This is a genomic window from Cyclobacterium sediminis, assembly GCF_054781075.1.
The window spans coordinates 130,409-144,342 of record NZ_BAAGVC010000003.1; the positions used below are offsets into that span (position 1 = coordinate 130,409).

Annotated in this window: 12 protein-coding genes and 2 tRNA genes; 4 read left to right on the forward strand and 10 right to left on the reverse strand. The window is 36.7% G+C overall.

Translation table 11 applies throughout. The annotated features are described in order from the left end of the window. Positions 1 to 65 precede the first annotated feature (65 nt). Positions 66 to 569 (forward strand): GNAT family N-acetyltransferase, encoded by a 504-nt coding sequence (locus ACYVHJ_RS02935; protein ID WP_339903223.1) that lies wholly within the window; start codon positions 66 to 68, stop codon positions 567 to 569. Between the two features lie 6 nt (positions 570 to 575). Here the strand turns inward: ACYVHJ_RS02935 and ACYVHJ_RS02940 are convergent, their stop codons facing one another. The 3 genes from ACYVHJ_RS02940 to ACYVHJ_RS02950 all read right to left on the reverse strand — a co-directional run bounded on the left by ACYVHJ_RS02940 (position 576) and on the right by ACYVHJ_RS02950 (position 3,369). Then, positions 576 to 1,580, reverse strand: coding sequence for a response regulator (locus ACYVHJ_RS02940; RefSeq protein WP_460512408.1), 1,005 nt, complete (start codon positions 1,578 to 1,580; stop codon positions 576 to 578). A 4-nt stretch (positions 1,581 to 1,584) separates the two neighbouring features. Beyond that, positions 1,585 to 2,016 (reverse strand): response regulator, encoded by a 432-nt coding sequence (locus tag ACYVHJ_RS02945; RefSeq protein ID WP_339903225.1) that lies wholly within the window; start codon positions 2,014 to 2,016, stop codon positions 1,585 to 1,587. A gap of 408 nt (positions 2,017 to 2,424) precedes the next feature. Next, positions 2,425 to 3,369 (reverse strand): sensor histidine kinase, encoded by a 945-nt coding sequence (locus ACYVHJ_RS02950; protein ID WP_460512410.1) that lies wholly within the window; start codon positions 3,367 to 3,369, stop codon positions 2,425 to 2,427. A gap of 364 nt (positions 3,370 to 3,733) precedes the next feature. Here ACYVHJ_RS02950 and ACYVHJ_RS02955 point away from each other — a divergent pair, with 364 nt between their 5' ends. Further along, positions 3,734 to 4,603 carry an endonuclease/exonuclease/phosphatase family protein gene (locus tag ACYVHJ_RS02955; RefSeq protein WP_460512412.1) on the forward strand — a complete coding sequence of 290 codons (870 nt, stop codon included), beginning with the start codon at positions 3,734 to 3,736 and terminating at the stop codon, positions 4,601 to 4,603. 1 nt (position 4,604) lies between these two features. Here the strand turns inward: ACYVHJ_RS02955 and ACYVHJ_RS02960 are convergent, their stop codons facing one another. Beyond that, positions 4,605 to 5,936 (reverse strand): MATE family efflux transporter, encoded by a 1,332-nt coding sequence (locus tag ACYVHJ_RS02960; protein WP_460512414.1) that lies wholly within the window; start codon positions 5,934 to 5,936, stop codon positions 4,605 to 4,607. Positions 5,937 to 6,046: 110 nt separating this feature from the next. Then, positions 6,047 to 7,501: a DUF294 nucleotidyltransferase-like domain-containing protein gene (locus tag ACYVHJ_RS02965; protein ID WP_460513692.1), complete on the reverse strand. Its 1,455-nt coding sequence runs from the start codon at positions 7,499 to 7,501 to the stop codon at positions 6,047 to 6,049. A gap of 161 nt (positions 7,502 to 7,662) precedes the next feature. Between ACYVHJ_RS02965 and ACYVHJ_RS02970 the strand changes: the two genes are divergently transcribed. After that, positions 7,663 to 7,736: transfer RNA gene (locus ACYVHJ_RS02970), tRNA-Arg, on the forward strand. A 54-nt stretch (positions 7,737 to 7,790) separates the two neighbouring features. Beyond that, positions 7,791 to 7,866, forward strand: a tRNA-Lys gene (locus ACYVHJ_RS02975). A gap of 70 nt (positions 7,867 to 7,936) precedes the next feature. Here ACYVHJ_RS02975 and acnA read toward each other — a convergent pair. The 5 genes from acnA to ACYVHJ_RS03000 all read right to left on the reverse strand — a co-directional run bounded on the left by acnA (position 7,937) and on the right by ACYVHJ_RS03000 (position 13,801). After that, positions 7,937 to 10,717: an aconitate hydratase AcnA gene (gene acnA / locus ACYVHJ_RS02980; protein WP_339902010.1), complete on the reverse strand. Its 2,781-nt coding sequence runs from the start codon at positions 10,715 to 10,717 to the stop codon at positions 7,937 to 7,939. Positions 10,718 to 10,854: 137 nt separating this feature from the next. After that, complete coding sequence (locus ACYVHJ_RS02985; protein ID WP_460512417.1) at positions 10,855 to 11,829, reverse strand: MlaD family protein; 975 nt, start codon at positions 11,827 to 11,829, stop codon at positions 10,855 to 10,857. Continuing rightward, positions 11,826 to 12,578 (reverse strand): ABC transporter ATP-binding protein, encoded by a 753-nt coding sequence (locus ACYVHJ_RS02990; RefSeq protein WP_460512419.1) that lies wholly within the window; start codon positions 12,576 to 12,578, stop codon positions 11,826 to 11,828. The genes ACYVHJ_RS02985 and ACYVHJ_RS02990 overlap by 4 nt, the downstream gene beginning before the upstream one ends. Position 12,579: 1 nt before the next feature. Continuing rightward, positions 12,580 to 13,377 (reverse strand): MlaE family ABC transporter permease, encoded by a 798-nt coding sequence (locus ACYVHJ_RS02995; RefSeq protein WP_460512421.1) that lies wholly within the window; start codon positions 13,375 to 13,377, stop codon positions 12,580 to 12,582. Between the two features lie 52 nt (positions 13,378 to 13,429). Then, positions 13,430 to 13,801 (reverse strand): response regulator, encoded by a 372-nt coding sequence (locus ACYVHJ_RS03000; RefSeq protein WP_460512424.1) that lies wholly within the window; start codon positions 13,799 to 13,801, stop codon positions 13,430 to 13,432. Between the last annotated feature and the right edge of the window lie 133 nt (positions 13,802 to 13,934).

The following is a 13,934-nucleotide window of genomic DNA, read 5'->3' on the forward strand; positions in this document are numbered from 1 at the left end:
ATAGCGCTGTATTGGGTATAAGGTAAGCAATCCTCGATACTACTGCCTCATTTAAAGTCCCAAAGATGATCAGTATCCAAAAAGCGACAACAAAAGACATTCCCCAGATTCAAAGCATCGCGAAAACCACTTGGCCCATTGCTTTTAGAGATATTCTCAGCTCAGCTCAATTGGAATACATGATGGAGTTGATGTACAACACAGATACCCTCCACTCACAAATTTCCGGAAAAGAAATCGTTTTTTGGCTGGCCAAGAGAAACGATTTAACTTTGGGGTTTATGGCTTTTGAACCTAATCTAGAATTAAAAGACAAGGTAAAAATCCACAAATTATACATTAACCCGTCTTCTCAAGGTCAAGGAATAGGCCAAATATTATTGAAGAAGTTGGAAGTATATGGGCGCTTAAATGCCTTTAAACTACTCACATTAAATGTAAACAAATACAATCATTCTGCGATAAGATTCTATACAAAACAAGGTTTTAGCAAGATCGAAGATGTTATTATCCCCATTGGGAAAGGGTATATTATGGATGATTATGTATTTACTAAAAATATTCAATAGCAAAAACTACATACCCGATTTTTTTACCTTGGAAGCCTTTTCATTGATATCCCTAATCACACCATCCAGTTCTTCCGCTGAAATTTCAATGTGATTTAACATTTCTTTTTCTTCATCAGGCAATTCAATTTTGGTCATTTTTAAGAGATTAACCAACCCCATAAGTCTTGCGAGAGGCGCCCTAACAATATGCGATTGCACCCATGAAATTTCTTTTAACTGCTTATTCTGCTTCTCTATGGTTCTTAAATGAATGTATTTATGGGTCACATCATTTGAAAGCACTAATTTAACATCCTCTCCATTAATGTTAATATTATTTACACTAGTCTCTACAGTGATGGTATCACCATTCTTTTTTTTATGTAAATGGAGTCCGGAAATATTTTTACAAAAATTGATTTCATTTTCTCGTGAGGGGGAAGTAGACTTAACCTTTTTTATCTGAATATCACAAAACGATTTTTCAAGAAATTCCTCAAATGTAAAACCGTAACTTCTAATGGCTGCTTCATTTACACTTAAAATATTATAGGTTTTTTGATCCAAAACCCACATAGGAAGCGGGTTAAATTGAAAAAGTTCTTTATACCTGACCTCGGATTCTTCTAATCTATTAAAAATTTTCTTTCTTTCTATGCTATAGATTACACTTCTGTATAAGATCTCAGGATGCATCTGATCCTTAATCAAATAATCGGACATTCCTAAACCGATCGATTTTAAGGCAAAAGCTTTATTGGAATAACCAGTCAATACCACAATGGGGATTTTAGGAGCCCTATTCTTTATATCCTTAATCAGGGGTTCACCACTAATATTATCAAGACTTAAATCAAGTAAAATAACATCGTAATCGTCAAATACCCGATGTAAGGCTTCCTCGTAAGTAGGTGCCCAATCCACTTTTGCGAAGGGGAAATTTTCTTCTATCGAATCTGAAATTAAAACGAAATCCCCTTCGTTATCTTCGATAATTAAAAAATTTAAAGCCTCATTAACTGAACTCATCCATTTAAATTTTTGAAGGTAATTCCACTAGTGAAAACCAAAAAGTTCGAATCCTATTAAGGATTTCCTGGTAACCTCCAGAACCGAAAGGTTTTATGATATAACTATTGGCGTGATTATCGTAGGAATCATTAATATCTTTTTGATTGGATGAGGTGGTGAGCATAATCACAGGTAAACGTTTTAAATCATCAGAATTTTTGATAAATTTCAAGACTTCCTGACCATTTTTAAAAGGCAAGTTGATATCCAATAAAACCAAATCTGGAATATGTTTACTTCTCAGTCGGAGACATGAATTTAAAAATTCCACTGCCTCCCTACCATCTTTTGCAAGGCTAATATGTAAGGGCAAATCTAACTCTTCCAGAGCCTCTGAAATTAAGAAGATATCCCCTTCATTGTCTTCAACTAAAAGAATATTTAAACTCTCCATAATCTAATTTCTTAATCCCCCCTTTATATACCCTTACCTAAAACGTAAGCTCCTCCTTCATCACTGTAATTTTAATCAAAAATACGCTATTTTTCGCAAAGACACAGAAGAATTAAATATTAATACGTTATGCAGGCTTTTTCATATTTTGAATTTTCCCCAATATGCATTTCTAAAAAACAAAAATTCTTCGCTAGAGAGGTGGAAAACATTTTAAAAAGTCACACCACTAAACTATCACTCCCTTATTAATCCAGAAAATCAATGCATTACGAATGATTAATGATAAGAATTTGTGCTAATTTTTATTTGATATCGCTACATCCAGCACATCAGAAACATGGGGATTTTCAAAGTTAATATTAAAAGGGAAACTTATAATCAATTGAATTCCTTGAAAAAGCTACCCTAAACTCTAAGTTTTACATAAAAAACGCTTCCTTTTCCTATTGTTGAGTTTGCCCAAATCTGCCCACCCAATCCTTCTGCAATCCTTTTACAAATAGCCAAACCCATACCTGTCCCCCGTTTAATAAAGCCATAATCGTATCGTTTTAAGATATAAAAGATATTCTCTAAATTTTCAACAGGTATTCCTCGGCCATTATCTCTAATCTCTATCGTACAAAAACCCTCTTTGGAATTTGCTAAAACCTCAATAATTAGTGGCCTATTGACATCTTTGAATTTAATTGCATTGGAAATTAAGTTATCAAACAATTGGATAAGAGGTTTGTAATCACCCTTTACCTGTGGCAACTTATCAACTTTGAGTTTAATTTTTTGCTCCAATATTTTTTTGGAGTTAAGGTGTAATACTTTTTCAAAAACCTCATCCAAACTCACTAATTCCTGCTTAGACTCTAAGCCGGAGAGCTGGGAAAAAGTTGTAATATCATTAATTATGGCTTTAATTTTTATAAAATTATCTAAAGTAAGCTGTAAAAAATTAAGAGAATTCTGAGATAATTGGTTTTGATTCTTTCGGATAAAAAGCTCCAAAAAACCTTGACTTTGACGAACAGGTCCTGCCAAGTCATGGGAGGCTACAATAATAAATTGATCCAATTGTTTTTTTGAATGGTCAGACTTTAGACGCTCATTATCAAATATTTGCTCCACATGCTCAAGCTCTTTAACTTTATCATCCAAATAATTGAATTGCTTTTGAATTAAAATATATAGTAGAATACCTGTCAATAAAAAGTATAAAATATTAGCTGATACTTTAAGTAATTGAATTGTTTCATTGCTTTTATTGGAAAAAATAAATTCAACTAAATTATCACCCCAGACAATCCAAAAAATGCCAGCTACAATATAGATTAATGAAATTCTTAAGCTTGCTTTCATGTCTATCTACTAAAAAACTTCCTTTTTCTCCCACTTTGAAGGGTGCAAATTACTAAACAATCCTTACTACTTTTCTCATCTAACAAAAAAGTATTTCTTTTCTTAAACTCAATCCATGTTTTTCAATTGATAGGCCTACCATTTAACATTTATTTTCTAATAAAAATTAATCCAATGTCTTAACTCAAAACAATGCTTGAGTCAAAATTCTTTTTTTATTAATAGGGCAAAATTACAACCCAATTAATTTAAATGCTACTTTTAGGATGTCTTATTTATCAGTTTAATCAGTAACCAAATGTGTAATTTTATTTTCAAATTAAGCCCTCTGTTTCTCATGCTAGGCCTATTAAACCAACCTACTATGGCCCAAAATGACAGCCTAAAAATTCTTAGTTATAATATATGGAATGGGTTTGATTGGGGGAAAGACTTGGATAGGAAAACAAAAATGACCGAATGGCTAAAAGAGATAGATGCAGATGTTATAGGTTTTCAAGAGCTGAACGACTTTACCTCAGATAAGCTAGAGGCTTGGGCAAAAGAATTTGGCCATGAGTATTCGATTTTACTCAAAGAAGATGGCTATCCAATTGGCATCACCTCCAAACAACCTATTCAGTTAAAAACAAAAATGCTTGGAGGCTTATGGCATGGAATGCTTCATGTAAAATCATATGGCATTGATTTTATTGTGGTTCATTTAAGCCCCCACGATTGGGCATTTAGGAGAAAGGAGGCTGAAATTATAAGTGATTATGCTCAAAAAAGCGTCATTATGGAGGAGCATAGCAAGATGGTGATTTTAGGGGATTTTAACTCACAATCTCCTTTCGATGTAAATTATGACGCTCAAAATACAGTATCTTTGAAAAGAAAGCAGCATTCAGATAGCCTTCGGAGGGCAAAAAACGGCCCCGATGCTTATCAAAATTTACGGTTGGGAACCATAGATTATAGTGTAATTTCTAAATTTCTTTCACTGCCTTTGATAGACGTTGTACAAAAAAAACATGCTGATCAGAATAAAAAGTCATTCCCCACTTTGGTACTCGGCCAAGATCTTTCAAAGTCAGATTTCGAAAAAAACCAGCAAAGGATAGATTATATTCTGGTCAGTCCAAATTTAGAAGGTCAGCTTATCAGTGCTGAGATCCTGAATCATGGAAAACCCGACCTTTTATCTGACCACTACCCTGTATATGCCACTTTTATATACAATCCCGGCAAATAATTTACAATGTCTTGGTTTCCTTTCTGAGGAAGTAATATGAGATAATGGCTGCCCCCGTATCCGCAAGGGGAAAGGCATACCAAATACCTTCTAATCCAAACAAGGCCGGCATGATCATCACCAAAGGAATGAGAAATATCCCTTGCTTACTTAAGGCAAGCAACAAAGCAGGCTTGGCTTTTCCAATGGCTTGAAAGTAGGCACTCCCTATCAAACTAAAGGCAAGCAACGGGGTAGCCAAAAAAGATTTTCGCATGGCTGGAACACTTACATTTATCAAATTCTGATCTTCAGTAAAAACAGAAACTATGGCTCCTGCAAAGGTCAAAATCAGAATAAATATCAATAAAGCCACCAGGGTTGATGACTTTATTGCCAATTTGATACTCTCTTGTACCCTGTTTCTTAATTTTGCCCCATGGTTATACCCGGCTATTGGGACAAAGCCCTGAGTGATGCCCAATACCGGAAAATTGGCAAACATCATCACCCTGTTAATGACACCATAGGTGGACAAGCCCTGCTCCCCTCCGTATTTAAAAAGCTCATTATTTAGTACTATGGCCAATAGACTCACGGTTCCTTGTCGGGCTAAAGTTACAGCACCCAATGAAGCAATTTCAGTGGAGATTTTAAGGTTCGGCTTAAACCATTCTACACGCATCTTCATGCTTGACTTTCCAATGATAAAAAACCACAAAGAATAGATAGCACTGGCCATGTAAGAAATCGTCGTGGCCCATGCAGCCCCTTTTAATCCCATATCAAACCAATTGATAAATATAGGGTCCAATATGATATTAAATACTGCCGGCACAATCAGGGTGTACATGGCAACTCTGGGATATCCTTCTGCTCTTATCACATTATTTCCCATCATGGCCCAGGCCATAAATGGGATTCCTATGAGAATGATTGTAAAGTAATCTTTTGCCGGCTGTAATACATCCCCCTTACCCCCAAACAACTTTAGAATATCTTCTGCAAAAACATAACCTATCCCAACAAACAGCAGAGCCAAAGTCAATGTCATGCCAATTTGATTCCCAAAAGTATTGTATGCTTTTTCATTATTTCCATCCCCAAAGGATCGAGAAATAATGGAAGCCCCACCAACACCAATCGACATACCTATACTTGAAATTAAAAAAGAGATGGGCAAAACCACAGTTATGGTGGCTATTCCTAATGCACCTACATAACGTCCCACAAAAATAGTATCGACAATCCCATAAATAGACAAAACCAAAATGCCAACGGCGGCAGGTAGGGCTTGTTTAAGTAATAGATTACCAATTGGGGCTTGACCGAATAAGTCGTTTTTGTTTTGCATAAAAATAAGGGTACATCTTGGTACGGCTTACAGAAAAAAATGTTTGTTTACATTAAATCTTTAATTATTATATCAATACCCTATCAATGCCACCATTCTCTTCAAAGCACTCAAAATGATTTGGTAAACTGTATTCTTATCTTCAGCTGAAGATCTCTAATTACTTTAAATATTTCTTTGATGGTCACCAATTGAACTTGGGTAAGTTGACTGATTTTTATATAGTTTACGGGCTTTTTATTTTCATTTATAATAGCCCCTGCCTGTTTCTCTAATCTAAGCCCCATTAGGTAATAATAAGCCTGAAATAATTCTATTGACTCTTTAGATTTAAAGACTTCCCGTTTGGTGAGAATTTCCAACCTTTTACCTGTATTGGTTTCAAATACCCTATTGGCCAAAGCATAAAGCCTCATTGCATTGACTATTGGCGTCATCGCTCTTTTGATATCAAAAACTTCTTCCTTGTCTACTTTAAAAGTTTTAATATTCTTCAGCCAAGTCAGCTGTGTATCATATTGCAAGGAATTTTGAGCCATATTATAGAAAAATCGTTCCAGAGGGTAATGTAATTGCTCATCCATGAACGCTTTTAAATCATCTAACAAGGAAAAATCTCCATAAATAGGTCTACAATCGAAAAAAGTACCATAACTCAATACCGTCTCCATAGAGGATTCCTTAAACCAGCTAGCATAATTATTTTTCCAATGAGAAAGCGAATGGGTCCACTTTGGATTACTGGCCATAAAACCTCCTTGACAGTAATCGAAACCAATTTCATTCAATTTATCTGATACCGTTTTAGCAAAATCAAGAAAATACTCACGGACCATTTCTCTTTGCTCATTTGCCTTGTCTTCATAAATAATGGCATTATCCTGATCTGTTTTTAAGGTTTGTTCTTTTCTTCCCTCACTTCCCAAAACAAAAAAAACAAATTTAGCAGGAGGCTCTCCTTTTTTCTTGATCACCTGCTCAATGACCCTCAAAGTAATAATATCTGCAATTGTTGAAATTATCTGGTTAATTATTTCTGCCCTAACACCTCTTTGAATCAGTTGATCTACTATGCCCGGCACTTGCCTCCATTTTGTTTTTAATTCCACCTCATCGAGTGCTTGCTTCACAGATTGAATAAATACAAAAGGAGAAAGTGATTGAACCGTCAATATTTTATTTCTACTGGTTACACCAATATAATGCCCCCTTTCCTCCACTAGTAAGTATCGGGTTTTGGTTCGAAACATAAGCAACAAAGCTTCATATACCGGTGCCTCCTTGGAAATCGCCACTAGTTTGTCATCCATAATTTCACTGACCGGACTTTGGGGAGATAATTCTCTTGCCAGCACATTATCCCTTAGGGTTATGTCTGTAATCACCCCCAGGATATTATCCACATTGTTTCCGACAAACAAACAACTTGATTTTTCATCCCGCATGATTTGGGCAGCTTTTGAAACAGCAGTTTCAGGACCACAATAGAGCACCTTTTTAAGAGGTATTTCACTTAATGTTTTAATATAGAAATCATCAATGGGAGTCAAGTGCACCGGTACCATAAAGACATTATTTTTTTGCAAAGATCACCATTCATTTTGAAGAAATAAAAAGTATTTTAGGTTAAGTGTTTGCAATTAAAAAATTCTCCCTTACATTTGCACAAGCTTTTGAAAAAGCACAGAGAAAAGGGCTGAAAAGCCATTTTCTTTTTAACAAAAAAGGTCCTGTAGCTCAACTGGATAGAGCAACTGCCTTCTAAGCAGTAGGTTTCAGGTTCGAGTCCTGACAGGATCACATTGTTAAAATTCAAGAGTTTTAGAAGAAAAAATTTACTTCTATTTTATTTCCGATTCTGTAGCTCAGCTGGTAGAGCATAACACTTTTAATGTTAGGGTCCTGGGTTCGAACCCCAGCGGGATCACCAAAAAAAGCCTGTTTATTTTAAACAGGCTTTTTTATTTTTCAACGTTTGGAATTCTTCCCAACCTTAGAATTTAGGCTTTCAGAAACTGCCTTAAAACATAATGTAAAATACCTCCATTTTTGTAATACTCTATTTCAATCAAAGAGTCAAGGCGGGCAACAACGTCAAAACTTACAGTGCTTCCATCTTCTTTTTTAGCCTTGGCCTTCAAAACCTTCAATGGTGTCAAACCTTCATTGATTCCTTCTATAGAAATCAATTCTTTACCGGTAAGTCCTAGCGTTTCGGCAGACTGCCCTTTGGCATATTGCATAGGTAATACACCCATCCCTACTAAGTTGGAGCGGTGAATTCTTTCGTAACTTTCAGCTATTACTCCTTTAATCCCCAAAAGAGTGGTTCCTTTAGCAGCCCAGTCTCTGGAGGAGCCACTTCCATATTCTTTTCCTGCCAACACCAATAAAGGCACCTCATCAGCCATGTATTTACGGGAGGCATCGAATACCGTCATTTCATCTCCGGATGGCATATGCGTGGTATAACCACCTTCTTGGGCGGCCAGTTGATTCTTAATCCTAACATTGGCAAAAGTTCCCCGTACCATCACTTCATCATTACCCCTTCTGGAACCGTAAGAATTGAACATCGATTGTTCTACACCTTTATCAAGCAAGTATTTACCTGCTGGCGATTTTGGAGAAAAAGAACCTGCAGGTGAGATGTGATCCGTTGTAATAGAATCTCCCAATTTTAATAAAACTCGAGCTTCGAGAATCTCTTCCGGCTCATCAACTTCTTCAGATATCCCATTAAAAAATGGAGCTTCCTTAATATAAGTAGATTGATCGGACCATTGATAAACTTTATCTTCAGGAGCTTTTAATTCTTTCCACTGTTCATTACCTTCAAATATCTCCCCGTAACTTTTTTTATAATCCCCGGGAGACAAAACTTTTTGAGAAACTTCAAAAATCTCCTCATTACTAGGCCACAGGTCTTTGAGGTATACAGGCTCCAAATTCGGGTCGTAGCCTAAAGGTTCATTATTCAAATCAACATCCACCCTACCTGCTAATGCGAAGGCAACCACGAGCATTGGAGACATCAAATAATTCATTTTTACCTGAGGATGCACCCTTGCTTCAAAATTTCTGTTTCCTGAAAGTACTGAAGCTACTACCAAATCATTTTCCTCTACCGCTTTGGCAATATGCGAAGGTAAAGGACCGGAATTTCCAATGCAACTGGTACAGCCGTACCCTACAACATGAAAACGCAAAGCTTCTAAATCCTCGAGTAATCCTGCATGATGAAGGTAATCAGTAACAACTTTAGATCCCGGAGCCAGGGAAGTTTTTACCCAGGGTTTGACATCCAAACCTCTCTCTCTTGCCTTTTTCGCTATCAAACCAGCTCCTATCATTACACTTGGATTGGAGGTGTTGGTACAAGAGGTAATGGCAGCAATTACAATTGAGCCATCATAAAGCGCAAATTCTTCATTATTCAATTTTACCCCTACAGACTTTAAGCCATTCTTAACTTTGGTCTTTATCTCCAAGTCTTCCTCTACACTTTTATTACTATTTTCCACTGGCTGATTGCCACCGCCTTCACCGAGCCATCTACCTACTTCTCTTTTCTCAATTGGAATGTATTCTCTGCCGTGTACTTCTTTCAAAAGGGAACCGAATTTATCCTTAAACTCTCTTAAAAGAATTTTATCCTGAGGTCTCTTTGGGCCTGAAACCGTTGGTTCCACAGTGCTCAAATCCAACTCCACTACGGTAGAGTAATTGATCTCATCCTCATTTTCCCTCCATAACATATTGGCCTTGGCGTAGCTCTCCACGAGCTTGATTTGCTCTTCATCCCTATTGGTCCTTTTCATATAATCCAAGGTCCGATCATCTATAGGGAAATAAGTAACCGTACATCCAAATTCAGGAGACATGTTAGATATTGTGGCCCTATCCGGTACAGATAGTCCATCCAATCCCGGACCAAAAACTTCTACAAATTTACCTACCACACTCTGCCTTCTAAGAAGCTCAGTAATGGTTAATACCATATCTGTAGCGGTTGTACCCAGAGGCAATTCTCCTGTTAACCTCAACCCAACCACCTCAGGCATTATAAAATTGATGGGTTGTCCTAATACTGCCGCCTCAGCTTCAATTCCTCCAACACCCCAGCCAACAACTCCAATTCCATTGACCATTGGTGTGTGTGAGTCTGTTCCTACCAAGGTGTCAGGGAATACATTTCCATCTCTTGAAATCACGCCTTGAGCAAGGTATTCTAAATTTACTTGATGACAAATCCCCATCCCAGGAGGTACAACTGAAAAGTTATTAAAAGATTTTTGAGCCCATTTCAAGAACTCATATCTTTCTCCGTTTCTTTTATACTCCACATCTACATTCTTCTTGTAGGAGTAGTTGGTACCAAAATAATCAACCTGAACCGAGTGGTCCACCACTAAGTCTACCGGTATCAATGGGTTTATCTTCTCGGGATTTTTGCCTTTTCTAACTGCTTCGGCTCGAAGAGAGGCAATGTCTACTACTGCAGGCACTCCTGTAAAATCCTGCATCAATACTCTTGCGGGTTTATAAGGAATATCCTTCTCTGATGGCTCCGGTTTCCAATTGAGAAGGGTCTCAATATTTTCCTTAGTAATGGCAAAGTCATCAAAATTTCTGAGGGTATTCTCTAAAAGGATCCTGATTGAAAAAGGAAGTTTATTTATAGGGTATCCTTGCTTCTTTAACTCTTCCAGACTCCAGTAACTAAGATCACCTTGAGCGGATGGAAGCTTCTTAATAATTTTATATGGATCTTTTGTCATAAAATAAACTGGTTTATTTATAAAGTGGATATTAATTTCGGTTTAATATATTACCTAATATACTAATATAACCTATTCCTATCAATTATAAGGCCATAAAAAAAAGCGGAAACAAGTTCCGCTTTTTTTTATTCAATTTATTCCGATGCTGCATCAGCTTTATCACGTTTTCTAAAAGATTTCCTGAAAAACCAATGGTACCGTAGCGCTTCGAGTGTTTCGTTCATTCTAATTGTTCCAGTATCCAAACTACTCATGGTTCCTTTCAAATATGCTGCAAACTCCTTATCATTTAACAACATCCCTATAGCATTGTCTGTATCACTTAGGTTTTCACTTACACTACTAAAATTTTGCGCGGCATCGCTCGCCTCTGCAGAGGTAGTCTCCAACTGCGCTGCAGTAGTTTGTAGGCTTGCAAAGAGAGTGGTATCATTGAGCATTTTATCTACAAATCCGCCCTTTTGATTAAGCCCATTCGAAAACTTTGCCAACTCAGCGGTCATTCTATTACTATTCGCCGCAGTTCTTTCCAAATTTTGCATGGTAGCTTTAAAAGTTTTCACCAAAGTACTGTCTGTTAGAACAGCTCCCACTATTCCTTCACCACTGGATATTTTATGTGTTAGAATTTTTAAATCTTCTGTAATGGATACCAAGTTGTTATTATTCACTTGCAATGTTTCCATCATTTCATCTGTATCCAGTGGCATTTCGGCAGTTAAAACGTCACCATCCTCAATGGCAGGTCCCTGACCTGTGCCACCATATATCACAATTATTTTATTACCTATAAGGCCATCAGAACTGATCGTGGCTTTGGAGTTCTTTTTGATATATTCTTTGGCAGACGATTCTATATTCATTTCAATTTCTACCTGAGATTCACCGTAAAAATTTATCTTTTTTACTGTTCCAATCTTTACACCCGAAAACCATACATTATTTCCTGTTTGCAAACCTCCCACATCGTCGAATACGGATGTAACACGTATACTTTTCACAAACGCCTTTTGTTGCGCACCTAGGGTAAGGATACCTACAACAAGTATTGCGATTCCTATTAGCACAAAAATGCCAACTGTAACCGATCTTTTATTATCATTCTTCATTGTTCGATGAAATTATAGTCATAAAATGATTTTACTCTGCCATCAACGGCATGTTCAAAAACCTCTTCAAATTTTCCGGTATTGCCAAAATGCCCATCCAGTAATACGGCCATCCTGTCACCTGTAACTTTGGCACAGGTTAAATCATGGGTAATAATAATTGAGGTTGTCTTGTACTCTTCATTCACTTGATTGATCAAGTTGTTAATGTCCATGCAGGTAATTGGGTCCAGGCCGGCGGTGGGTTCATCGTAAAGCATTATGTCGGGCTTTAAGATAAGGGTGCGCGCTATACCTATTCTTTTGCGTTGACCACCTGATAATTCTGATGGCATTTGATTAATGGCTTGAATAAGCCCCACCCCCTCCAGCACTTCTTCTACCAATTTATCTTTATCTTTTTTACTCAAATTTTTAACATTCCTTACCAAAGGGAATTCTAAATTTTCCCTCACCGTCATGCTATCATACAGAGCACTTGCCTGAAACGAAAATCCGATTTTCAACCTTAATTCATTGAGCTTTTTCTGATTTAATTGACTCACCTCCTGCCCCAAGACAATAGCAGATCCACTGTCCTGTTTAAGCAAGCCAACCATGATTTTGATCAACACCGACTTCCCACTTCCGGATTTACCTAAAACCACTAAATTCTCTCCACTATAAAGGTCCAAATTTACGTCTTTAAGAACGTCCATGTCCCCAAAAGATTTGGAAAGGTTTTTTATTTGAATTACTGTATCTTTCATATTATAATTGCCTAAAGAAATTGGTGATCTGCAAGGATAACAATTCCTCTATAAATATTAAAAACATGGCCATAACTACAGCTGAATTTGCTGCTTTACCTACACCTTCTGTACCTTTCGTAGAATTGTAACCCTTGTAGCATCCTACCATACCAATGGTAAATCCAAACACCAATGACTTTATCATAGAAGAACTGATGTCCAGAAAAGATATTGAATCAAACACCTGAACAAAGAAAGTGCTTATACTAACCATTTCGTTAACGTGAACATTCAAAAATGCTCCCATTAAAGCAACAAAGTCTGTGTATAAAACCAACACTGGGATCATGAATGTACTGGCCAATACCCTGGTAACAACCAGAAATTTGAAAGGGTTGGTGGCCGAAACTTCCATAGCATCAATTTGTTCGGTAACTTTCATAGAACCGATTTCAGCGCCTATACTAGAACCTACTTTCCCCGCGGCTATTAATGCAGTTACCAATGGCCCCATCGCCCTAACCACAGCTATAGAAATTAGTGCCGGCAACCAAGAAGTTGCCCCAAATTCCGATAGTGAAGGTCTAGACTGGTTGGTAAACACAATACCAACTATGAAACCTGTAAGGGAAATTAAAGGGAGAGAATTATATCCAATGCGGTAACATTGTCGAATAACCTCCTTAAACTCATAGGGAGGTACCCAAACCTCAATAAAAAACTTCTTAACAAACTGAAAGGCTCTTTCCAGCCCAATAAAAAAATTATCTATTCGCCTACTAAATACCTTATCATTTCTTTTTAATTTTTCAGCCATATTGTTTGTACATCTATTCAGTGTTAATAAATTATCAAGTCAACCAATCTACTTAATTGGTCAAAATTTTTAAATAATCCTCTTCTTTAATCGGCTTAATCAAAATACCACTTATCTGATCAAATTTTTCACTTTTTTTCAAATCTTCAGGGTCCAGGGATGCGGTGAGCATTTTGACATCTCCTTTTATCCCTTTGAGTTTCATTTGCTCCAAAAAACTCCAACCATCCATTTCAGGCATATTTATATCCAGCATAAGAACGTCTACATCGTTTTCACCCAGCCAATGCAAAGCCTCCAAAGGATTTTGAAAAAAATACACGTCCAACTTTAAATTCAACTTTCCCAATACGCGCTTGTTGATCATGAGTTGGACCTTATCATCATCAACAAATACTACTACTGTATTTTTAATTTTCTTCACTTAAAATCTTGTTTCTATCCTTTTTGTTCTTCAATTACGAAACATATTAACATCAAGTTTTAATAATAAAATTTTCGCTTAACAAGCTAAACTCAAAATTATTCTACCATTAAACCCATACCGAGGGCCCCTT

Excerpts from the sequence above, each read along its gene's own strand:
- ACYVHJ_RS02960 (WP_460512414.1), bottom strand. The coding sequence starts at position 5,936 with ATGCAAAACAAAAACGACTTATTCGGTCAAGCCCCAATTGGTAATCTA.
- ACYVHJ_RS02990 (WP_460512419.1), bottom strand. The coding sequence starts at position 12,578 with ATGAAAGATACAGTAATTCAAATAAAAAACCTTTCCAAATCTTTTGGG.
- ACYVHJ_RS02995 (WP_460512421.1), bottom strand. The coding sequence starts at position 13,377 with ATGGCTGAAAAATTAAAAAGAAATGATAAGGTATTTAGTAGGCGAATA.
- acnA (WP_339902010.1), bottom strand. The coding sequence starts at position 10,717 with ATGACAAAAGATCCATATAAAATTATTAAGAAGCTTCCATCCGCTCAA.
- ACYVHJ_RS02945 (WP_339903225.1), bottom strand. The coding sequence starts at position 2,016 with ATGGAGAGTTTAAATATTCTTTTAGTTGAAGACAATGAAGGGGATATC.
- ACYVHJ_RS02950 (WP_460512410.1), bottom strand. The coding sequence starts at position 3,369 with ATGAAAGCAAGCTTAAGAATTTCATTAATCTATATTGTAGCTGGCATT.
- ACYVHJ_RS02965 (WP_460513692.1), bottom strand. The coding sequence starts at position 7,501 with ATGGTACCGGTGCACTTGACTCCCATTGATGATTTCTATATTAAAACA.
- ACYVHJ_RS02935 (WP_339903223.1), top strand. The coding sequence starts at position 66 with ATGATCAGTATCCAAAAAGCGACAACAAAAGACATTCCCCAGATTCAA.
- ACYVHJ_RS02940 (WP_460512408.1), bottom strand. The coding sequence starts at position 1,580 with ATGAGTTCAGTTAATGAGGCTTTAAATTTTTTAATTATCGAAGATAAC.
- ACYVHJ_RS02985 (WP_460512417.1), bottom strand. The coding sequence starts at position 11,829 with ATGAAGAATGATAATAAAAGATCGGTTACAGTTGGCATTTTTGTGCTA.
- ACYVHJ_RS02955 (WP_460512412.1), top strand. The coding sequence starts at position 3,734 with ATGGCCCAAAATGACAGCCTAAAAATTCTTAGTTATAATATATGGAAT.